The sequence below is a fragment of the Rathayibacter oskolensis genome, from assembly GCF_900177245.1.
Taxonomy (GTDB): domain Bacteria; phylum Actinomycetota; class Actinomycetes; order Actinomycetales; family Microbacteriaceae; genus Rathayibacter; species Rathayibacter oskolensis.
Genome location: NZ_FXBM01000003.1, coordinates 344,694 through 365,415, shown reverse-complemented (window position 1 = coordinate 365,415; position 20,722 = coordinate 344,694). Strand labels below are relative to the sequence as shown.

Sequence of the window (20,722 nt, the reverse complement as noted above, 5' to 3'; positions counted from 1 at the left end):
TCTCCACAACTCTCCACAGGGTTATCCACACCTGTGGATTCGCGCCAGGGGGCCGACGCGGGGCGACGGGAGGGTCGGACGCGGGAGCGATCGGTCAGGGCTCGTCGGCGGGATTGATCAGGCGGAGGTGTGTCGACTGGCCCGATCGGCAGAGGCGGCCGGTCTTCGGGACTGATCGTGCGACGACTCGTCGACTGGCCCGATCGGCAGAGGCGCCGATCGACCGCTCAGACGTCGACCGCGCGGACCAGCCCGTCCTGCACCGCGCCGAGCCAGTCGTAGACGCTCCGGATCGCCGCGCCGCTCTCGCCCTCCGGTTCCACGTCGTCGGTGTCGACGATGCCGAGCCGCACGGCCAGAGCGAGCCGCATGTCGGTGAGCGCCCGGAGCCACGAGAGGGCCTGCGCCGACTCGAGCCTGACCGACACCTCGCCGAGCCCGGCGAAGATCCGCCCGTGACCGGAGCCGTCGCCGGCGTCGAGCGCCGCGGTGATCGCCCGCGCGTCGTCCATCTTGCGGCCGGCCAGGTCGGGGGCGGTGAACCGGCGGAACTCGGCCGCCGCCTCGGGGTCGTCCCGGTAGGCGTCGGGCAGCAGGCGGGCGAGCGCAGGGTCGGATCGCGCCTCCTCCGACGTCGCGCCCCGGTCGAGAAGCTCGAGCATCTCCCCGGCGAGATGACGCAGGATCCCGGCCTCCTCGCGGTCGAAGCGGGCGACCGCTGCTCCGGAGGAGTCGCGGCGGAACGCGCGCATCAGCGGCCCCTCCCTGCGCCGTCGGCGCTCATGCGTCGGCCTTCTGCAGCGTCGCCCACAGGCCGTAGCCGTGCATCGCCTCGGCGTGCCGCTCCATCTCTTCGCGGTTGCCGGTCGCGACGACGGCTCGCCCCTCTGTGTGGACCTGCAGCATCAGGCGCTCGGCCTCGGCGCGGCCGAAGCCGAAGTAGCTGCGGAAGACGTAGGACACGTACGACATCAGATTCACCGGGTCGTCCCAGACCAGCAGGATCCAGGGGACGTCGGCGCGGGTGGCGTGCCGCTCGTCCAGGCGCTCGATCGTGTCAGGCATCCCGTCCAGCCTAGGTCGCGGGTCGGGGCCGCGGAGGCGGGAGGCCTTCTCGACTGCTCGCGGGCGGTCCCACTGTCCGAAAGTTGTCGTACTCGGCACTCGAGTACGACAACTTCTGGACAGTGGACGTGGGGGCGCCAGCCCGACCACGCGGCGCCCGCGCGACAACTGACGTCCGCCTCCAGTGTTCGAAAGTTGTCGTACTGGGCACTCGAGTGCGACAACTCTTGGACAGTGGACGTGGGTGCAGCGACCCGCCTCTGGAGCACTCACCGGCAGGCGGGAGACCCCACCCGACTGTCCGAAAGTTGTCGTAGTGGGTAGCCGAGTACGACAACTCTTGGACAGCGGACGGTGGGATGCCGACCCGACCATGCGTCGGCCGGCGGACGACCGCACGCCAGTGTCCGAAAGTTGTCGTACTGGGCAGCCGAGTACGACAACTCTTGGACAGTGGACGGTGGGATGCCGACCCGACCATGCGTCGGCCGGCGGACGAGCGCACGCCAGTGTCCGAAAGTTGTCGTACTGGGTGCTCGAGTACGACAACTTTTGGAGAGTGGGCGGCTCGAGGCGGGCCGGCGCGAGGTCAGGACGACAGGCGCGGCAGCACCTCGCGGGCGAAGAAGTCGAGGTGGTCGAGGTCCTGCAGATCCATGAACTGCAGGTAGACGCGCTCGGCACCCGCCTCGCGCAACGACTCGAGGCGGTCGACGGTCTCGTCGACCCCGCCGGCGATGCCGTGCTCGCGCAGCTCGGCGGGCTCCCGGCCGATGGCGGCGGCGCGGCGCGCGAACTCGGCCTCGTCGCCTCCGCCGACCGCGATCAGCGCGACGGAGTGCACGAGGGACGACGGCTCACGCCCGATCGCCCGGCACGCGTCGTCGACGCGCGTGAACGCCCCGGCGATCGAGTCGAGCTCGGGGAAGGGCAGGTTGAACTCGCTGGCGAAGCGGGCCGCGAGGGCCGGGGTCCGCTTGGGTCCGCCTCCGCCCACGATCACCGGCAGAGGGAGGCGCACGGGCTTGGGCAGCGCTGGGGAATCGGTCAGCGTGTAGTGCTCGCCCGCGAACGAGTAGCGCTCGCCGACCGGCGTCGACCAGAGGCCGGTGACGATCTCGAGCTGCTCCTCGAGCAGGTCGAACCGGCGGGGCGGGAACGGGATGCCGTACGCCGCGTGCTCCTCGGCGAACCAGCCGGTGCCGAGACCGAGCTCGGCACGGCCGCCCGACATCGCGTCGACCTGCGCCACCTGGATCGCGAGGATCCCCGGCGGCCGGTACGTCACGGAGGAGACGAGCGTGCCGAGCGCGATCCGCTCGGTCTCGCGCGCCAGGCCGGCGAGGGTCGTCCACGCGTCGGACGGACCGACTCCGGGGTCGCCGTCGCCCATCCGGAGGTAGTGGTCGGAGCGGAAGAAGCCGTCGTAGCCGAGGGCCTGCGTCGCCTGCGCGACCGCGAGGAGATCCTCGTAGCTCGCGCCCTCCTGGGGTTCGGTGAACACTCTGAACTGCATCGCTCCAGCCTGGCGCACGGGTCGAGGGCGCGCCTACTCCCCCGACCCCGACGCCTCCGACCCGGGGAGGCGACTACTGCGTGTTCGTGAAGACGGCGTCCTGGTAGTCGAAGCTCGGGCTCAGCTGCATCACGATGCTCGCCGGGTCGGCGACCGAGTAGGCCTCCTTCCAGGTGACCGATCCGCCGGGGAGGATCACCGTCGAGGGGCTGGTGCTGATGTCGCCCGCCTCGCCGTCGGTGTCGAAGATGCGCGAGGCCTCGACGCCTCCGGAGGAGACCTCGGCGTAGGTGAAGGGCTCGAGGTTCTCGTCGGAGCCGTTCTGGATGGAGAGGGTGAACACGACATCGACGGCCTGGTCGTTCCCGGCCGCGTACTCGGTGGGAGTGAACTCCGTCGGCGCCGACACCGAGAGGGTCACGCCGTCGGTGTAGGCGAGGGCCTCGCCGAAGCCGACGGTCATGTCGTCGGCGGCGGGAGGCGGCTCCTCGGAGGGTGCCTCCTCCGCCGGCGCCTCCTCCGCCGGCGATTCCTCTGCCGGCGATTCCTCTGCCGGCGCCTCCGCCGTCGCGTCGTCGAGCGGGAGGGGGGTCGCGGTCGCGGAGGTGGACCCGCCGGGGAACCCGGTCCCGTCGAGCTCGTCGAGCGCACTCACCAGCTGGACCGCCGTGACGATCACCACGACCACCGCGATGACGAAGCCGACGACGCTGAGCACGAGGCCGGTGATCGAGAAGCCGCGCGGAGGCTTGCGCCGCACCAGCGCGATGATGCCGACGACGGCTCCGGCGATCGCGACGGGGAACGCCAGACCGAAGACGAAGGGCAGGACCGCCAGCACCACCGACACGATGCCGAGCACGAGGGCGGTGATCGCGAGCCCGCTCCGCTGCGGCGCCGGAGCGCTGCCGAAGGAGGGCAGCGGAGCGTCGGTCGGTTCGGGAGTCGGTGGAACGGGCGGCGGCGGCAGGGTCATGGCGTCAGTATGCCAGCGCTGGGAAAGACCTGTGAGTCCTCGTGCGACTGCCCGTTCCACCTGTGGCAGGCGCGGCTGCGGGGATGCCGGGCGGGAGAGCGGACCTCGACCGCCGGCATTCGCCCGGTCCGAGACGGCAGAGAGCACCGCCGCGGGCGCTCGGCGGTTCGTCTCGGGTGCGGATCAGCTGGGCGACGGAACGGCGGGCATCTCCTCGGGGTCGTCGCCCTCGGCCGGCTCGCCTCCGCTCTCGCCGCCGAGTCGGGCGTCCGCGCCCTCGTCCGACGCCTCCCCGGGTGCCTCTGCGTCATCGATCTGCGCGGGGTCCTCCGCGGGCACCGGGAGGGAGTCGGCGTCGGGACGGGTGGTGTCGGTGACGTCCTCGGGGGCGTCGAATCCGAAGCTGCTCATGGTGACCTCTCCGCAGCGCGCCGGGGAGGCGGCGCCGCTGTCGGCAGCCTAGGTCGCCGATCCGGAGCGGTCACGGCCTTGACGGGACCGCGCCCGCGGGCCGCACGAGCCGCACCCGGTTCACCGAGCCGGAGGTGCCCCTCGGGCGGAGCGACAGCCCTCAGTGCACGTACTCGAGCAGGTCGACGCCGAGGGTGCGCATGCCCTCGAGGACCGCGAGGCGGTAGTGCAGGCTCGTGTCGTCGAACTGCGTGAGCACCGAGTAGGCGACTCCCGTGCGCGGGCCGCGCAGCACGCCGACCTCGGCGCGCACGCCTCCGTCGGTTCCGGTCGAGTTGACGAGCAGGACGCCGTGGTCGGGCTGGCGGTGCGACAGCGGATCGAGGCCGAACGCCGACGCGACGAGCGACAGGTCGCTGTTGAGCGACAGCCAGCCGATCACGCGGGAGCTCACCGCCGCGTCGACGACCTCGCCGTTGGCCAGGGTCGCGAGCAGCCAGGTGAGCTCGCGGGCCGAGCCGATCGAGAGCTGGGGCGCGTCGTCGGGGCCGCGCTCGTCGCGGACCACGTCGAGCAGTGCGGTCCGCGAGAGTCCGAGGGCCTCGGCGCGCTCGCGCACGGCGTCGAGCCCGACGCGGCGGAGCAGGACGTTGGTGGCGAGGTTGTCGTTCGTCGCGCCCACGAACGCCGCGAGGTCGGCGACCGGCATCGACGGGATCTGCAGGTGCTGCCAGAGCCCCGCATCCGCCACCGCATCGGCCGCGGTGCGGTCGACGAGCCGGAGGTTCTCCTGCGGGTCGCTCGCGAGTCGCGCGGCGACCTCGATCAGCAGCAGCACGGTGCCGATGCCGGCCGTCGGCATCGACACGGAGTCGTCGACCGCGAACAGGGTGCGCCCGCTCGCGAGGTCGACGGCGCGGGCCGACACCACGACTCCGTCGATCGCGAGCCGGCCGAGGGCGTCGAAGCCGTTCTGGAAGTTGTCGTGCTCGTTCGCGCCCTTGTGGCGCCCTCGGCGGGCGCGTCGGTTCTCACGGCGGGTCTCGTGGGTGGGGATCACCACGGGCAGGGCCCCTCTACGGGTCGATCGAGCGGTTCGTGCGGAGGGAGGGACCGTGGTCCGTCGACGCGCCGGAGGGACGCGCGATGAACGGACGACCCCGATGACATCGGCCGGCTCCTGATGCCCGGGGGGCTCGTCCGCGGTGCGGGACGGCAGTCGGCGATGACTACCAGATGACGACGCGCTCGCTCGGGGGGAGCCAGAGGGAGTCGCCTTCGGTGACGTCAAAAGTAGCGTAGAAGTCGTCGATGTTGCGGACGATCTGGTTGCAGCGGAACTCGGCCGGAGCGTGCGGGTCGATCGCGAGGAGACGGACGGTCTCTTCGTCGCGCGACTTCTGCTGCCAGGCCTGAGCCCACGACAGGAAGAAGCGCTGAGCGCCGGTCAGTCCGTCGATCACGGGCGGCTCCTGGCCGTCGAGCGAGAGCAGGTAGGCCTTCCACGCGATGCCCAGGCCGCCGAGGTCGCCGATGTTCTCGCCGATCGTCAGAGCGCCGTTGACGTGGTGATCGGGCGTCGTCGCGGGAGCGAGCGCGTCGTACTGCGCGATGAGCGCCTTGGTCCGCTCCTCGAACGCGGCGCGGTCGTCCTCCGTCCACCAGTCGGTCAGGCGGCCGTCGCCGTCGAAGCGCGAGCCCTGGTCGTCGAACCCGTGGCCGATCTCGTGACCGATGACGGCTCCGATCGCCCCGTAGTTGGCGGCGGAGTCGCGGGACTCGTCGAAGAACGGGAACTGCAGGATCGCCGCGGGGAACACGATCTCGTTGAAGCCCGGGTTGTAGTAGGCGTTGATCGTCTGCGGGGTCATGAACCACTCGTCGCGATCGAGCGGGCGGCCGATCTTGCCGAGCTCGCGGTCGAACTCGAAGGCGGCGACGCGGCGGGCGTTGCCCACCAGGTCTCCCGCGTCGATCGAGAGCGCGGAGTAGTCGCGCCAGCGCACGGGGTAGCCGATCTTGGGGGTGAACTTGGCGAGCTTCTCGAGCGCGCGCTCGCGGGTCTCGGCGCCCATCCACTCGAGGTCGACGATCGAGCGGCGGTAGGCCTCGATGAGGTTGGCGACCAGGACGTCCATCGCGGTCTTGGCGCTCTCGGGGAAGTGGCGCTCGACGTAGATCCGGCCCACCGCCTCGCCGAGCGAGCCCTCGACCAGCGAGACGGCGCGCTTCCAGCGCTCGCGCTTCTGCGGGGTGCCGGTGAGGGTGCGGCCGTAGAAGTCGAAGTTGGCGTCGACGAAGTCGCTCGAGAGGTAGGCGGCCGCGCCGCGGATGACCTGCCACGACAGCCAGTCGCGCCAGGCCGGCAGGCGGTCGTCGGTCAGGAGGCCGGCGAGACCCTCGAGGAAGCTGGGCTGGCGCACGACGACCTCGGCGAGCGCCCCCTCCGGAGCACCCATGGCCGTCAGCCAAACGCCGAGGTCGATGCCCGCGGCGAGACCCTCGACCTCGGCCCAGGTGCGGAGGTTGTAGGTGGCCTGGCTGTCGCGGCTGCGCACCTTGTCCCAGTGCACGGCCGCGATGTCGGTCTCGAGCTCGACGATGCGCTTCGCGCGCTCCTCGTGCGCTCCGATGCCGGCGAGCTCGAGCATGCGCGCGACGAACGGGAGGTAGGCCTCGCGCACCGAGGCGAACTCGTCGTCTCGGTAGTAGCTCTCGTCGGGCAGGCCGAGACCGCCCTGGTTGACGAAGACGAGGTAGCGCTCGGGGCTGCCCGGGTCGTTGTCGACGAAGAGGCCGAAGAGGCCGGGCACGCCCGAGCGCTCGAGCTCGCCGACGGTGGCGAGCAGACCGGCGATCGAGTCGACGCGCTGCACGGCGGCGAGGTCGTCGGCGATGGGCGCGGCACCGAGCTCGTCGGCCCGGGCCTCGTCCATGAAGGAGGCGTAGAGGTCGCCGAACAGGCGCTCCTGCGTGCCGTGGTGCGCGGTCTGCGCCTCGACGATGATGTCGCGGACGGCCTTCTCGGCCTCCTCCTGCAGCACGTGGAACGAGCCGTACCGCGCCTTGTCGCTCGGGATCTCGGTGCGGTCGATCCAGAGGCCGTTGACGTGCCGGTACAGGTCGTCCTGCGGGCGCGTCGCCGGGTCGAGTTCGGAGAGGTCGATACCGGAGCGAGGCGTCGTCGAGGTCATGCGGACAGCCTACGGCGGGCCTCCGACAGCGAGGTCCGGCGGGCAGGCCGGGACGGGTGCTGGGCCGGACGGGTGCGGGGACGCTCCCGCGCGTCGGACCGCGTCCGGCTCGCGGAGACGCGTCCGGCTCGCGGGAATCGGGGATTCCTGTGAGCCGGAGGTGCCTCCGGACTCGGGGTGGGTCAGGCGACCGGGATGATCAGGCCGTCCCAGGTCTCGGTGAGGTAGTCCTTCGTGCGCTGGTCGGTGAGCAGCTCGTAGAGCGCCTCGATGCGCGGGTCGTCGGCGAGGTCGGGGGTGGTCGCGAGGACGTTGTAGTACGTGCTGTCGGTGCCCTCGATCAGGATCGCCTGATCCTCGGTCAGACCGGCCGGCAGCGCGAAGGTCGCGGTCACGAAGACGACGTCCTGGTCGGGCAGCGCGAGGGCGAGCGAGGCGTTCTCGATCTCGGTGAACTCGAGATCGCGCGGGTTCGACGTGATGCCCTGCAGGTTCGTGACGTCGTCGGCGACCTCGATGATCCCCTCCGAGGCGAGGAGCTTCAGAGCGCGGCCCTCGTTCGTCGGGTCGTTGGGGATCGCGACGGTGGCGCCGTCCTCGAGGTCGTCGAGGCTCGTGAGCGACTCGGAGTAGAAGGCGGCGGCGGGCAGGTAGACCTCGCCCGCGCTCACCAGGTCGCCTCCGGCCTGCGAGTTGTAGGTCTCGAGGAAGGTCGCGTTCTGGAAGAGGTTCGCGTCGGTGCTGCCGTCGGACAGGGCCGGGTTCGGCGTGTTGTAGTCGCTGAACTCGACGAACTCGATGTCGAGTCCCTTCTCGGCGGCGAGGTTCTCGTCGACCCAGGTCAGCAGGTCGCCGGCCGGAGTGGCGAGGGCGCCGACCTTGATCGTGCCGAGGTCGCCGGAGTCGGAGCTCGCGCCGGACTCGCCGCCGGCCTCCGAACCGGACGAGCAGGCGGACAGGCCGAGGAGGAGGGTGCCGGCGGCCGCGAGGGCGCCGACACGGACGAGCGAGGTGAGGCGGGAGGTGCTGCGATTCATGGGGTCTTCTCTCGTTGCTGCGGGAGGGGGAGGTGCTGCGGGGGGGGAGGTGGCCTCAGGCGCGCGGGTCGCGGCCGTCCGCCTCCAAGACGGCGACGGCCCGGTCGGGCTTCGCGCGCCGATCGTGCCCGACCAGCCGCGCGGCGAGCGTCGCGAGGGCCTGGACGATCTGGACGATGACGAAGAGGACGACGATGACCGCGACGATGTGGAGCCAGCTGTAGCGCTGGTAGCCGTAGGTGAGGGCGACGTTGCCCAGGCCGCCTCCGCCGACGACGCCGACCATGGCCGAGAAGTTGATGATCGAGGTGATCGTCGTCGAGAGTCCGAGCACGATCGCCGGCCGCGCCTCGGTCAGGAGGACGCGGCGGACCAGCTGCCAGCGCGAGGCCCCGAGCGAGGCGGCGGCCTCGTAGAGCCCGGGGTCCACCTCCTTGAGCGCGATCTCGACCATGCGGGCGAAGAAGGGGATCGCGATGATCGCGAGCGGGACGATGGCGGCCGTCGAGCCGATGAAGGTGCCGATGATGAGGCGGGTCAGCGGGATCAGCGCGATCATCAGCACGATGAACGGCACCGAGCGGCCGAGGTTGACCACGAAGCCGAGCACGCGGTTGACCGCCGTGCCGAGCGCGCGCGAACCGGCGATGCGCTCGAGGAACCCGCCGCGCTCGGTCCCCACGAGGACGATGCCGAGCGGGAGGCCGACGAGGATCGTCACGAGAGTCGCGACGCCGACCATGTAGAGGGTCTCTCCGAGTCCCTTGAGCACGACCTCGATGAGGTCGCTCCAGAAGGTGGGCGAGTCGACGTCGATCATGCGGGGCCTCCCCGGAGCCAGTCGACCGTCAGGCCCTGCGAGCGCAGGTCGTCGACCGCGCGGACGACCGTGCCGCGATCACCGGGCAGCGCGAGGCGGGTGCGGCCGGCCTGGCTGCCTCCGATCGTCTCGATCACGGCGCCGAGGATCGAGACGTCCATGCCGTAGCCCCGGGCCAGCTGGGCGATGACCGGGCGGTCGGCCGAGCCTCCCGAGAAGGTGATGTCGATGATCGCGGAGCCGTCGTCCTCGGGCAGCGGGCCGAGCGGGAACAGCTCGCGGGCGAGAGCCGACCCGGGAGTCGAGACCAGCCGGACGAGCTCGCCCTGCTCGAGGATCCGGCCGGACTCCATCAGAGCGGCGGAGTCGCAGATCCGCTTGACGACGTCCATCTCGTGCGTGATGAGCAGCACCGTGAGCCCCAGCTCGCGGTTGAGGCTGCGGAGGAGATCGAGGATCGAGCGCGTCGTCTCGGGATCGAGGGCGCTCGTCGCCTCGTCCGAGAGGAGCACCCGCGGGCGGCCGGCGAGGGCGCGGGCGATGCCGACGCGCTGCTTCTGACCGCCCGAGAGCTGCGAGGGGAAGCTGCCCGCGTGCGAGGACAGGCCGACCAGGTCGAGCATCTCGGCTGCGCGGCGCGGTCGCTCGGCTCCGCGCACGCCGATGGTCTCGAGCGCGAACTCGACGTTCTGCTGCACGGTGCGGTTCGAGAGCAGGTTGAAGTGCTGGAACACCATGCCTATGTCGTGGCGGGCGCGGCGCAGGGCGCGCTCGTCGAGATCGGTGAGGGTGACTCCGCCGACCTCGACCGTGCCGGCATCGGGACGCTCGAGCAGATTGATCGCCCGGAGCAGCGTGCTCTTGCCGGCGCCGGACTGGCCGACGACGCCGAAGATGGTGCCCTCGTCGACGTGCAGGCTGACGTCGTCGAGCGCTCGGACGGAGCGCGCGCCTCCGAACGTCTTGGAGAGTCCGGTCGCGGTGATCACGGGCGGGTGCTCCTGACGGCGGGCGGGGTGGTGAACGGTCTTTCAGGCTACGGGGGCCGGTGGGGCGGGCGCGAAACGGCGTGACGAAGTGTGACGGCGGGCGGGCGGGCGGGTCGGGGCGCGGGCGCGGGCGGGCGCTGCGGGTGCGGGAGGATCTCGGGCTCGTCGGAACGCGTCCGGCTCGCAGGAACCGGCGGGTTCTGCGAGCCGAACGCGTCTCTGCGAGCCGGAGCTCCGTTCTGCGAGCCGGAGCTCAGCTGGTGGCGAGGTGCTCCTCGACGAAGCTCCGGATCGGCGTGGTCGGGTGCCCGATCAGGCGCGCCAGCGACCCGTCGGTCTCGCCGAGCAGGCCGTCGGCGATGTTCGAGTCGAGACCGACGACGAAGCCGACGGCCCCCTCGGGGACGCCTGCGTCGGTGAGGATGCGGGCGTGCTCCTCGGAGCCGACGTGGGTGATCGACGCGTCGCGGCCGGCGACCTCGGCGACCATCGCCGCGAGCTCGTCGAAGCTCCACGCCACATCGCCCGACAGCTCGTGCACCGAGCCGACGAGGGAGGCGTCGGCCAGGGCGACCGCGGCCGCCTCGGCGTAGTCATTGCGCGCGGCGCTCGAGACGCGGCCCTCGCCCGCGCTCGAGACCGCGGTTCCGGTCGAGGCCAGCTCCGAGACCGTCTGCGCGTAGTTCTCGTTGTACCAGCCGTTGCGCAGGATCACGGCGGGGACTCCCGCGGCCGTGATCGCCTCCTCCGTCGCCTTGTGCTCGGGCGCGAGGATCAGCGGGCTGGTCGTTGCCTTCGGCGCGCTCGTGTAGACCAGGCGCGCGCCGGCGCGGGCGACCGCCTCGATGGCGGCCGTGTGCTGCGCGACGCGCCTGCCCACCTCCGAGCCCGAGACGAGCAGGACCGCCTCGGCGCCCGCGAAGGCCGCGTCGAGCGACGCGGGGTCGTCGAAGTCGGCGACGGCGGTGCGCACCCCGAGCTCGGCGGCGAGCGCCTCCAGCTTCGCGGCGTCGCGGCCGGTGGCGAGGATGTCGGAGGCGGCGGTGCCGCGGTCGAGCAGGTGCCGGGCGACGAGGCGGCCGAGGTGGCCGGTGGCTCCGGTGACGACGAGGGTCATGAGTGGTCCTTCCGTTCAGGCGGCCTCAGGGCCGCACCGGGGGAGAACCGGCAGCCCGGTCGAGAACTTCCCGGAATGCAGTACCCACTATTTCGTTAGTACCTGTATGAGCATCGCACAGAGCCCGCTCCTCGCGGGCGACGTCTACTCCGCCGACTGCCCGAGCCGCGAGATCTTCGGGCACGTCACGAGCAAGTGGGGCGTTCTCGTGCTCGCGGCGCTGGCCGAGCGCAGCCTCCGCTGGGGCGAGCTGCGGAGGCGGATCGGCGGCATCAGCGAGAAGATGCTGGCGCAGACCCTCCGCACGCTCGAGGACGACGGCTTCGTGCACCGGGAGGCGCAGACGAGCATCCCGCCGCGGGTCGACTACCGTCTGACGCCCCTCGGAGCCGAGCTCGCCGAACGGCTCCTGCCCGTCGTCGAGTGGGTCGCGGGCAACATCGGGAGGGTCGAGGAGGCCCGGCGAGCGAGGTGAGGTGAGGCTCACCTTCTTGTGAAAACGTTCATATTCCCTTCAGGAACGGTCCCCCGCTCGGCGGCGTCCCCGTCCCCTCGCACTGGTTTCCTCGATCGCATCTCCCTGCCTGCGACCGAAGGACGACCGACGATGACCGACACCTCCCGCCGCCTGCTGCTCCCCATGGCCGGGCACGTCCGCGGCAAGCGCAGCCCCGTGACCTGCGCGCTCAAGTGCGCCAACGCGTGCTCGACCGCGACCTGCAACACCTCGCACAACAGCTACTTCCGCGACATCGTCGCGACGCAGCTCTCGCGCCGCTCGGCCCTGGGCCTCGGCCTCGCCGGCGCGGTCACCATCGCCGTCGCCTCCCCCGGCGCACCCGCGGCGGAGGCGGCCGTCGCAACCGCAGCCGATGGCGCCTCGCCGCTCACCTTCACTCCGATCGCCCCGGTGCCCGCCACGGTCGACGCGTTCACGGTGCCCGAGGGCTTCGCCTGGCGCCCGCTGATCCGCTGGGGCGACCCGCTCTTCGCCGACAGCCCCGCCTTCGACCTCGAGAACCAGACCGAGGCGTCGCAGGCCGCACAGTTCGGCTACAACAACGACTACACCGACATCGTCGAGCTCCCGGGCACTCAGCGACTGCGCGCACTGCTCGTCGTCAACCACGAGTACACGAACGAGAGCATCATGTTCCCGGCCGCGCAGCTCGAGTCGGAGCCGGAGCGCGTGCGCGCCGTCGGCCGCGCCGCCCACGGGCTGAGCGTCGTCGAGCTCGTCCGCACCGCGGTCGACCGCCCGTGGTCGTACGTGCGCGGAGGCGAGAAGAACCGCCGCTTCCTGAGCGACACTCCCTACGAGGTCACCGGCGCCGCCGCCGGGTCGTCGCTGCTGAAGACGATCGCCGACCCCGAGGGCCGCACCGTGCTCGGCACCCTCGGCAACTGCGCCGGCGGCACCACGCCGTGGGGAACGATCCTGTCGGGCGAGGAGAACTTCAACGGCTACTTCCGCGCCACCGGGACCAGCGACGCCGAGCTGCGCTACGGCCTCGCCGACGCCGAGACGGCCCGCCTCTGGGAGCTCGACGACCCCCGCTTCGACGCGCGCACGCCCGGCTACGAGAACGAGCCGAACCGCTTCGGCTGGATCGTCGAGTTCGACCCGTTCGAGCCGGAGTCGACCCCCAAGAAGCACACGGCGCTCGGCCGCCTCAAGCACGAGGGCGCCAACGTCATCATCGCTCCGGACGGCCGCGTTGTCGCCTACCAGGGCGACGACGAGCGCTTCGACTACCTCTACAAGTTCGTGTCGAAGAAGCGCTACATCGAGGGCGACCGGGCCCACAACAAGACGCTGCTCGAGGAGGGCGACCTCTTCGTCGCGAAGTTCACGGGCGACTCGCCGGTGGCCGAGATCACGGGGACCGGAGCCGTCCCCTCCGACGGCGGCTTCGACGGGATCGGCGAGTGGCTGCCGCTCGTCATCGGCGGAGCATCCGCGATCGCGGGCATGGGCGTCGAGGAGGTGCTCGTGCGCACCCGCATGGCGGCCGACATCGCCGGCGCGACCAAGATGGACCGCTGCGAGGACGTCGAGCCCAGCCTCGTCTCCGGCCGCGTCTACGTGGCCTGCACCAACAACTCCAACCGCGGCACCGAGGGCACGGAGGGGCCGACCGAGGTCAACCCGCGCACCGAGAACCGCGACGGCCACATTGTCGAGATCATCGAGGACGGCGGGGACCAGACCGGCCGCACCTTCACCTGGAACCTGCTGATGCTCTGCGGCGACCAGGCCCAGGGCGATGTCGTCTACTTCTCGGGCTTCCCCGCCGACAGGGTCTCGCCGATCTCGTGCCCCGACAACCTCGCCTTCGACTCCGTCGGCAACCTCTGGATCTCGACCGACGGCGCCCCGAGCGGCATCGGCTACAACGACGGCCTGTTCAAGGTGACGCTCGAGGGCGCCGAGCGCGGCAACGTGGAGCAGTTCCTCTCGGTCGCCAGGGAGGCCGAGACCTGCGGCCCGATCATCCACGACCAGGATCAGCACGTCTTCGTCGCGGTGCAGCACCCGGGAGAGAACGGGAGCTTCGAGGAGCCGACCTCGTCCTTCCCCGACTTCGGGTCGACGGCCGCCGGTGCGGTCGCGGCGCCCCGGCCGACGATCGTGCAGATCCTGCCCGCATCTCAGCTGGTCGAGCCGACCCCCACCCCGACGGCCGGGCCGACCACGGCGCCGACGGCGACTCCCACCGCCTCGCCCACGGCGACTCCCACCGCCTCGCCCACGGCGACTCCCACCGCCGGGCCCACCGCCTCGCCGACCGCAGGGCCCACCGCGTCGCCGGTGCCCACGGCCACGTCGACGCCGACCGGCACCGCCGTCCCGCTGCCGACCGGCGGCTCCGGAGGCGGACTCGCCGCCACCGGAGTCGAGAGCGTCGGCCTCATCGCCGGGGCGACCGCCCTGCTCGCCGCGGGCGCAGCCGCCGTCGGGCTCGGCGCCCGTCGCCGCTCGACCGGCGCGGAGGGCACCGAGGGCGGCACGGAGGCCTGATCGGGGGGCGGCGGGCCTCTGCTCGCCGCCCCCCGACCACCTCCGGGTGCACTAGGTTGATCGCGATGTCGACCCTCCGGAGCCGCGAATCAGCGCTCATCGTCGCTGTGCAGCGAGCGCCGCTGACCCGCCCCCTCCTCCCCGTGGCGCGGGTGCTCAGCCTCGTCGGCGAGCACGCGGCGGGCTGGCTGATCCTCGGTGTCGTCGGGGCGATCGTCGATCCCGCGCGCTTCTGGGCGTGGGCGCTGTGCGACGTCGCGATCGTCGTCGCACACGGGCTGTCGATCGTCGTCAAGCGCATCGTGCGCCGTCCGCGCCCGCTCGGCGAGGGGGTGGAGGTGCGCGGCACGGCACCCAGCAAGCTCAGCTTCCCGAGCTCCCACGCCTCGTCGACGACCGCCGCGGCGATCGTGTTCGCGGTGATGCTGCCGGCGCTCTGGCCGCTCGCGGTCGTGCTGGTCGCCGCGATGCTGCTGTCGCGGCTCGCGCTCGGGATGCACTTCCCGACCGACGTGCTCGCGGGCGCGGTGCTCGGCGCCCTGGCCGCGGTCGCGGTGCTGCCGCTGCTGCCGCTCGTGTCGTTCTAGGCGACCGATCTGCGGGGGGGGGGGTCGTGTGCGATCTGCAGGTGATGCGCCGCCTCCGGCACCCCGGCATGCGGCGGAAGGCGTCTTCCGTCTGCGAGGTCCTGCGAATCGGACGCAAGCCGTCCCAAGCACGCGCCTACTCAGAGCAGGCGTCGCGCCGACGCCCACGCCGTCAGCTCGTAGCGCGACGAGAGCTGCAGCTTGCGCAGCACCGCCGACACGTGCGACTCGACCGTCTTGATCGAGATGAACAGCTCGGCCGCCGCCTCCTTGTAGGCGTAGCCGCGCGCGATCAGCCGCATGACCTCGCGCTCGCGGGCGGACAGCCGGTCGAGCTCGTCCACCGACTCCGCCTGCTCGCCGGCCAGCGCCCCGAACGCGTCGAGCACGAAGCCCGCCAGGCGCGGAGAGAACACCGCGTCGCCGCCTGCGACGGCGAGCACGGCGCGACTCACCTCGGCCCCCGAGCTCGCCTTGGTGATGTAGCCGCGGGCACCCGCGCGGATCACGCCGACGACGTCCTCCGCCGCGTCCGACACGCTCAGCGCCAGGAACCGCACCGACTCGAGGAGCGGGGCGCTGCGCCGCAGCACCTCGGCGCCGCCTCCGCCCGCACCGCCCGGGAGGTGCACATCGAGCAGGACGACATCGGGACGCACCGCCGCGACCAGCTCGACGGCCTCGTCCACGTCGGCCGCTTCGCCCAGCACGTCGAGCTCGGGGGCGAGGACGGCGCGCAGCTCCGAGCGGAAGATCGAGTGGTCGTCGACCAGCACCACGCGGGTCATCGGGCGACCTCCGCGGGAAGCCGGAGGTGCACCTCGGTGCCCGTGCCCCCGGCTCCGGGGCCCACGGTCGCGCTGCCGCCGGCGCGCGCCATCCGCCCGATGATCGACTCCCGGATGCCCAGCCGGTCGCCGGGGAGGGCGTCGAGGTCGACTCCGGGGCCGCGATCGCGGACGAAGACGTCGACGCCGTCGACCGAGGACTCGAGGTAGACCGACACCGCCCCGCCGGCGTGCCGAGCCGCATTGAGCATCGCCTCGCGGGTCGCGCCCGAGAGGGAGGCGGTGCCGAGCAGCGACGCGGCACCCGGCACCGGCGCGCCCACCGCGACGACCTCGAGCTGCACCGGGTAGTCGAGCTCGATGGCGGCGGCGGTCGCGCGGATCTCGGCGGCCAGGTCGTCGGCGACGGGGACGTCGCGCTCGAAGAGCCAGTCGCGCAGCTCCCGCTCCTGGGCCCTGGCGATGCGCGCGACCTCGCTCGAGGCGCCGGCGCGGTTCTGGATCAGGGCCAGGGTCTGCAGCACCGAGTCGTGCAGGTGGGCGGCGATCTCGGCGCGCTGCTCCTCGCGCACGCGCGCGGCCCGCTCCCCCATCAGCTCCGTCCACAGCCGAACGACCCGCGGCGCCGCGAGCACCCCGGCCGCCACCAGCAGCACGCCGACGGCGAGCACGGCGTTGATCGCGCTCGGGCGAGCGGCGAGCACGGCGGCGCCCGCGACGACCAGCACGGCGCAGGAGAGGAGCCGCACCGTCGCGGAGGCGCGCGCGGATCGCGACGGGTCGGTGCGGTCGGGGCCGAGACTCCAGCCGACGGCGCCTCCCGACAGCGCCGCGACGGCGGCGAGCGCACGGGTGGCATCGGTGTCGTCCCCGCCGCCGAGCGCGACGAGGACCGCGACCGCGGCGACTCCGGCGCCCGCGGCGAGCACTGCGGCGACGGGCACCGAGCGCCGCACGCCGGGCTCGCCGTCGCCGGGGTCGGCGAGCGGCACGAGCGCCCACAGCCACAGGTAGAAGAGCGCGCCGCCTCCGCCGAGCAGGGTGGCGGCGAGGAAGAGGAGCCGCACCGACCGCGCCCCGCGGCCGAGGTGCTCGGCCAGCGCGGCGCTCACCCCGCCGAGGACCACCGAGCGGGGTCGGCGCAGCGGCGGCCTGACCGCGGCGCTGGTGACGGTGGGGATGCTCACCCCTGCATCCAAACAGGTCGACGCTCGTCTCGGGGGTCCGGTCGGGGTCGGGTCAGGGGATCCCCCGATGGTCCGGCGCTCGAGCCGCACGGGACACTCGTGGCATGACAGCAGCGAGCACCACCCCGCCGAGCGGCGGGCCGGACGAGGGCACGGCCGCCCGCACGACTCCGGAGGCGGCGACGACGACCGCGAGCGATCCCGCAGGAGCGGAGGGGGGAGGCGCGGACGGTCCGCCGCCCGGCAACGGGGATCCCGGGCCCGGGCCCGACCCCGCCGCCGCCGAGAACCGCTTCTTCCTGTGGCTGCGCGCCCTCGATCTCCCGCGCCGTCCCGGCTGGATCGGCGGCGTCTGCGCCGGGATCGCCGAGCGCCTCGGCATCGATCCGCTGATCGTCCGCGGCGTCTTCGTCGTCGTCGCCGTGCTCGGCGGCCCGGCGTTCCTCTTCTATGCGGCGGCCTGGCTGCTCCTCCCCGACGAGGACGACGCCCTGCCGATCGCGCGGCTCGCCCGCGGGGAGCTCGACCGGGTGCACGCCGCGATCGGCGTGCTGGTGCTGGCCTCCCTCCTCCCGGTGGCGCAGGGCTTCTGGTCGCTCGGCGGCGCCTACACCGGCGCGACGCCGTGGGCGCCCGCCGCGGGTCGAGGCCTGTGGACCGCGGTGGTGGTCGGCCTGATCATCGCCTTCGTCGTCTGGATCGTGCGCCGCTCGGGGCGCGCGGACGGAGCGGCGGAGCCGGAGCAGGTGCCGGCCACGACCGACGGGCGGCCCGAGAGCGTGCCCTTCCCGACGCGGCCGACGGACGCCCGACCCGAGTCTCCTGAGGACGTCGCCGCCTGGCGCGAGCGGCAGGAGGAGTGGAAGACCGAGCGGGAGGCTTTCCGCGCCCAGCAGGCGGCGACGGCCCGCGAGACCGCGAGGGAGCGGGCCGAGGAGTCCCGCCTGAGGGCCGCGGCCGCCACTGCGGCGCGCCTGGAGCGGCAGCGGATCCGGCGGGCCGCCAACCCCCGCCTCGGGTTCGGCGCGACGCTGCTCGTCCTCGGCGCGGCCACGCTGGTGGGAGCGCTCGTGTCTCTGACGGCCTCGGGGACGACCGCGACGGTCGCCGGGTTCGCCTCCGCGGCGCTGGTGCTCGCCCTGGCGATCGTGACCGCGGGGTTCCTGCGCCGACGCGCGGTCCTCCTCGTGCTGGCCTCGCTCGTCGCGGTGGTGACGGCCGGGACGGCGGCGCTGCTGCCTCCGGATCGCGAGCTGGTGAGCAGCTTCGGCGTCTCAGGGCTCTCGAACATCGCGCCCGGCCGCTACGCCAACCTGACCGGCGACCTCTCGATCGTCGTCGATCCCGCGCTCGGCAACGACGGCGGAGTCATCGACCTGTGGCAGGGGGCGGGAACGGTGTCCGTGGTCGCCGGCTCGGCGGTCCGCCTCGAAGCGTCGTCCTCCGACGCGAACGTCTGGCTCACGACGCTCGTCGGCGACGAGTACCGGCAGACCGAGCCGGAGGACCTCCGCTACGCCGACGGCCGGTGGCACTGGACTCAGACCTTCGGCGATCCGGAGGCGGAGCCCTTCGTCGTCCGGATCGAGCAGGGTCGCGGATCGATCACCGTGCTCGACGAGACGGGCGTCGCCACGAGCGGGACCACGACGGGAACCGACGGCACGGCTCCCACGACGGGAACCGACACCGGAAGCACCACCCCGACCACGACCGAGCCGACGGAGGCCGCACGATGACCACGGAACCCACGACCACGTCTCCCTCGCCCACCACACCCCACGAGCCGGTGACCGCCGCTCCCGGTGTCCGCCGTCCGCGGATCCGCGCCGGCGCGATCGTCTGGGGCCTCGTGGTCGCCGCGGTCTCGGTGCTGCTGCTGGCCTTCAGCGCCGACCCCGGACTCCGCGCCGGGATCCTTGAGCGCGTCGCCGAGCTCGGGCAGGGCGCCGGAGCAGCGCTCGGCATCGCCGCGCTCGGCGCGATCGCCCTGCTCGTCGGTCTCGTCCGCGTCCTCGACCGGCGGTAGTCGGCGCGTCATCGGCCGGCGGAGCGCGGCCTCGCCCCGGCGAGCGCCCCCTGTCGGCCGGTGCCGCGCCCGGCACAACCCCCTGCCGGGGCCCGCCCCGGCGCGCGCAGACTCGTCGGAGGCTCCCGGAGCGCGCCCCGCGCCGGTCCCCACCGCCCCCACGGGCGCGAGCGGGCGGGACGCCGCGACCCAGAGACGAGACAGCCGATGCACGACCGCGCCGCCGACTCCGCCGTGCCCCGCTGATGGAGCTCGGCATCGCGGCGATCGTCGCCGTCTCGGTCCTCGTGGCCGTCGCCGTCTTCGCCCGTCGGCTCGGGGTCGCCGCGCCGATCGCGCTCGTCCTGGCCGGGGTGGGGCTCTCGTTCCTCCCGGGCGTGCCCGAGGTGGTCGTGCCGCACGAGTGGGTGCTCGACGGCGTGCTGCCTCCCCTGCTCTACGCCGCGGCGATCAGCACGCCCTTCATCGACTTCCGGCGAAACCTCGCCACGATCACCGGGCTCTCGGTGGTCCTCGTGCTGATCTCGGCGGCGGGGGCCGGCGCGCTCCTGTTCCTCCTGCTGCCCGATCTCGGCCTTCCGCTGGCCATCGCCGTCGGCGCGATCATCAGTCCGCCGGACGCCGTGGCCGCCACCTCGGTCGGTCGCAGGCTCGGCCTCCCGCCGCGCCTGCTGACCCTTCTCGAGGGCGAGGGCCTGATCAACGACGCGACCGCTCTGGTGCTGCTGCGCTCGGCCCTCGCCGCCGCGGCCGGCACGCTGGCCACGCCCTGGGCGGCGGTCGGCGACTTCCTGTCGGCGGTGGCGGTCGCCGTGGCGGTCGGCCTGGTCGCCAGCATCGTCACGGTGTTCGTGCGGTCGCGCCTCGAGGATCCGGTGCTCAACACCGTCATCTCGTTCATCGTCCCGTTCGTCGCGTTCATCCCGGCCGAGAGCCTGGGCGCCTCGGGCGTCCTCGCGGTCGTCGTGGCCGGCCTGCACACCGGCCACGCCTCCTCGCGCGCCTTCACCGCGCAGTCGCGCGTCAACGACCGCATCAACTGGCGCACCGTCCAGTTCCTGCTCGAGAACGGCGTGTTCCTCCTGATCGGGCTCGAGATCCGCGGACTGATCGAGGACGCGGACAGCGCCGCCCTCAGCGTCCCGGCCGCGGTCGGCATCGGGCTGATCGCCACGGTCGGGCTGGTCGTCGTGCGCTTCGCCTGGGTCGGACCGGTGCTGCTCGGCGAGCGCTGGCAGACCCGGCGCGCCGAGCGGCGGGCACGGCAGCAGAAGGAGCTGCTCGAGTCGACGGGAGGCGTGCGACTCCCGCGCGAGAAGCGGCGCAAGGCGCGCGAGCGCTACCAGCTGCGCCGGGCCGACTACCGCCACTTCAGCCGCAACGACCTCGGCTGGCGCGGCGGTCTGGTGCTCGGCTGGTCGGGGATGCGCGGAGTCGTGACGCTCGCGGCCGCTCAGTCGCTCCCCGAGGACATCCCCTACCGCCCCCAGCTCGTGCTGATCGCCTTCACGGTGGCGGTGACGACGCTGCTCGTGCAGGGCGGCACCCTCCCGCTTCTGATCCGCGTCACGGGCATCCGGGGAGTCGATGTGCCCGAGGACCAGCGCGAGCTCGCGGGCCTGCTCGACGAGATCACCGAGAAGGGCCTCTCGGTGCTGGAGCGTCCCGGCGACGTGGTCGAGGGCGTCGAGGAGGTGGACCCGGACGTGCTCGAGCGGGTGCGGCAGTCCTCGTTCCTGCGCTCCGAGGCCGCCTGGGAGCGGGCGCGAGGCGCTCGGCGCGACGTCGCCGACACTCCGCACCGGCTCTACCGCGCGCTGCGGCTCGCGGTCGTCAGCGCCGAGCGGGAGGCGCTGCTCGACGCGCGCTCGCGCCGGGCCTACCCGCAGCGCATCCTCGCGCAGGCGCAGTCGATGCTCGACCTGGAGGAGACGCGCCTGCGGCTGCGCCGAGGCACCACGTCGTGACCACGCGCTCCGGAGGC

General features: G+C 72.9%; 18 protein-coding genes and 1 pseudogene. 6 read left to right on the top strand and 13 right to left on the bottom strand.

Features of this window, described 5'->3' with window-relative positions; genetic code table 11:
- Positions 1–227: 227 nt before the first annotated feature.
- From B9Y99_RS16735 to B9Y99_RS16685, 11 genes are all read right to left on the bottom strand, one after another.
- Positions 228–752 carry a DUF2017 domain-containing protein gene (locus B9Y99_RS16735; RefSeq protein WP_085477753.1) on the bottom strand — a complete coding sequence of 175 codons (525 nt, stop codon included), beginning with the start codon at positions 750–752 and terminating at the stop codon, positions 228–230.
- 28 nt (positions 753–780) lie between these two features.
- Positions 781–1,065: an ATP-dependent Clp protease adapter ClpS gene (clpS, locus tag B9Y99_RS16730; protein ID WP_085477752.1), complete on the bottom strand. Its 285-nt coding sequence runs from the start codon at positions 1,063–1,065 to the stop codon at positions 781–783.
- A 589-nt stretch (positions 1,066–1,654) separates the two neighbouring features.
- Positions 1,655–2,581 (bottom strand): LLM class F420-dependent oxidoreductase, encoded by a 927-nt coding sequence (locus B9Y99_RS16725; RefSeq protein WP_085477751.1) that lies wholly within the window; start codon positions 2,579–2,581, stop codon positions 1,655–1,657.
- Positions 2,582–2,654: 73 nt separating this feature from the next.
- A complete protein-coding gene (locus B9Y99_RS16720; RefSeq protein WP_085477750.1) occupies positions 2,655–3,557 on the bottom strand; it encodes a DUF4190 domain-containing protein in 903 nt (300 codons plus the stop codon).
- A gap of 183 nt (positions 3,558–3,740) precedes the next feature.
- Positions 3,741–3,968 (bottom strand): hypothetical protein, encoded by a 228-nt coding sequence (locus tag B9Y99_RS16715; RefSeq protein ID WP_085477749.1) that lies wholly within the window; start codon positions 3,966–3,968, stop codon positions 3,741–3,743.
- Positions 3,969–4,128: 160 nt separating this feature from the next.
- On the bottom strand, positions 4,129–5,031 hold the full coding sequence (locus B9Y99_RS16710) for a serine hydrolase (protein ID WP_085477748.1): 903 nt from the start codon (positions 5,029–5,031) through the stop codon (positions 4,129–4,131).
- A gap of 166 nt (positions 5,032–5,197) precedes the next feature.
- Positions 5,198–7,162 carry a M13 family metallopeptidase gene (locus tag B9Y99_RS16705; RefSeq protein ID WP_085477747.1) on the bottom strand — a complete coding sequence of 655 codons (1,965 nt, stop codon included), beginning with the start codon at positions 7,160–7,162 and terminating at the stop codon, positions 5,198–5,200.
- Between the two features lie 182 nt (positions 7,163–7,344).
- Positions 7,345–8,199: a MetQ/NlpA family ABC transporter substrate-binding protein gene (locus B9Y99_RS16700; RefSeq protein WP_085477746.1), complete on the bottom strand. Its 855-nt coding sequence runs from the start codon at positions 8,197–8,199 to the stop codon at positions 7,345–7,347.
- 55 nt (positions 8,200–8,254) lie between these two features.
- Entirely contained in the window at positions 8,255–9,019 is a 765-nt protein-coding gene (locus B9Y99_RS16695; protein WP_085477745.1) for a methionine ABC transporter permease, read from the bottom strand.
- Complete coding sequence (locus B9Y99_RS16690) at positions 9,016–10,008, bottom strand: methionine ABC transporter ATP-binding protein (protein ID WP_085477744.1); 993 nt, start codon at positions 10,006–10,008, stop codon at positions 9,016–9,018. Before B9Y99_RS16690 ends, B9Y99_RS16695 begins: the two co-directional genes overlap by 4 nt.
- Before the next feature lie 253 nt (positions 10,009–10,261).
- Positions 10,262–11,125, bottom strand: a complete 864-nt coding sequence (locus B9Y99_RS16685) for an NmrA family NAD(P)-binding protein (protein ID WP_085477743.1) — start codon at positions 11,123–11,125, stop codon at positions 10,262–10,264.
- A gap of 106 nt (positions 11,126–11,231) precedes the next feature.
- Between B9Y99_RS16685 and B9Y99_RS16680 the strand changes: the two genes are divergently transcribed.
- The 3 genes and pseudogenes from B9Y99_RS16680 to B9Y99_RS16670 all read left to right on the top strand — a co-directional run bounded on the left by B9Y99_RS16680 (position 11,232) and on the right by B9Y99_RS16670 (position 14,734).
- Entirely contained in the window at positions 11,232–11,600 is a 369-nt protein-coding gene (locus B9Y99_RS16680; RefSeq protein WP_085477742.1) for a winged helix-turn-helix transcriptional regulator, read from the top strand.
- Positions 11,601–11,732: 132 nt separating this feature from the next.
- Positions 11,733–13,772: pseudogene (locus B9Y99_RS16675) on the top strand (PhoX family protein); the annotation flags it as partial.
- A gap of 440 nt (positions 13,773–14,212) precedes the next feature.
- On the top strand, positions 14,213–14,734 hold the full coding sequence (locus tag B9Y99_RS16670; RefSeq protein ID WP_085477740.1) for a phosphatase PAP2 family protein: 522 nt from the start codon (positions 14,213–14,215) through the stop codon (positions 14,732–14,734).
- Positions 14,735–14,874: 140 nt separating this feature from the next.
- Here B9Y99_RS16670 and B9Y99_RS16665 read toward each other — a convergent pair whose 3' ends face one another.
- Both B9Y99_RS16665 and B9Y99_RS16660 read right to left on the bottom strand, forming a co-directional pair.
- Positions 14,875–15,522: a LuxR C-terminal-related transcriptional regulator gene (locus B9Y99_RS16665; protein ID WP_085477739.1), complete on the bottom strand. Its 648-nt coding sequence runs from the start codon at positions 15,520–15,522 to the stop codon at positions 14,875–14,877.
- Positions 15,519–16,709, bottom strand: a complete 1,191-nt coding sequence (locus tag B9Y99_RS16660) for an ATP-binding protein (RefSeq protein WP_085477738.1) — start codon at positions 16,707–16,709, stop codon at positions 15,519–15,521. The genes B9Y99_RS16665 and B9Y99_RS16660 overlap by 4 nt, the downstream gene beginning before the upstream one ends.
- 104 nt (positions 16,710–16,813) lie before the next feature.
- Here B9Y99_RS16660 and B9Y99_RS16655 point away from each other — a divergent pair, with 104 nt between their 5' ends.
- The 3 genes from B9Y99_RS16655 to B9Y99_RS16645 all read left to right on the top strand — a co-directional run bounded on the left by B9Y99_RS16655 (position 16,814) and on the right by B9Y99_RS16645 (position 20,705).
- On the top strand, positions 16,814–18,448 hold the full coding sequence (locus B9Y99_RS16655; protein WP_085477737.1) for a PspC domain-containing protein: 1,635 nt from the start codon (positions 16,814–16,816) through the stop codon (positions 18,446–18,448).
- Positions 18,445–18,738 (top strand): hypothetical protein, encoded by a 294-nt coding sequence (locus B9Y99_RS16650; protein ID WP_129588100.1) that lies wholly within the window; start codon positions 18,445–18,447, stop codon positions 18,736–18,738. The genes B9Y99_RS16655 and B9Y99_RS16650 overlap by 4 nt, the downstream gene beginning before the upstream one ends.
- A gap of 245 nt (positions 18,739–18,983) precedes the next feature.
- Positions 18,984–20,705 (top strand): cation:proton antiporter, encoded by a 1,722-nt coding sequence (locus B9Y99_RS16645; RefSeq protein WP_085477735.1) that lies wholly within the window; start codon positions 18,984–18,986, stop codon positions 20,703–20,705.
- The last annotated feature ends 17 nt before the right edge of the window (positions 20,706–20,722 follow it).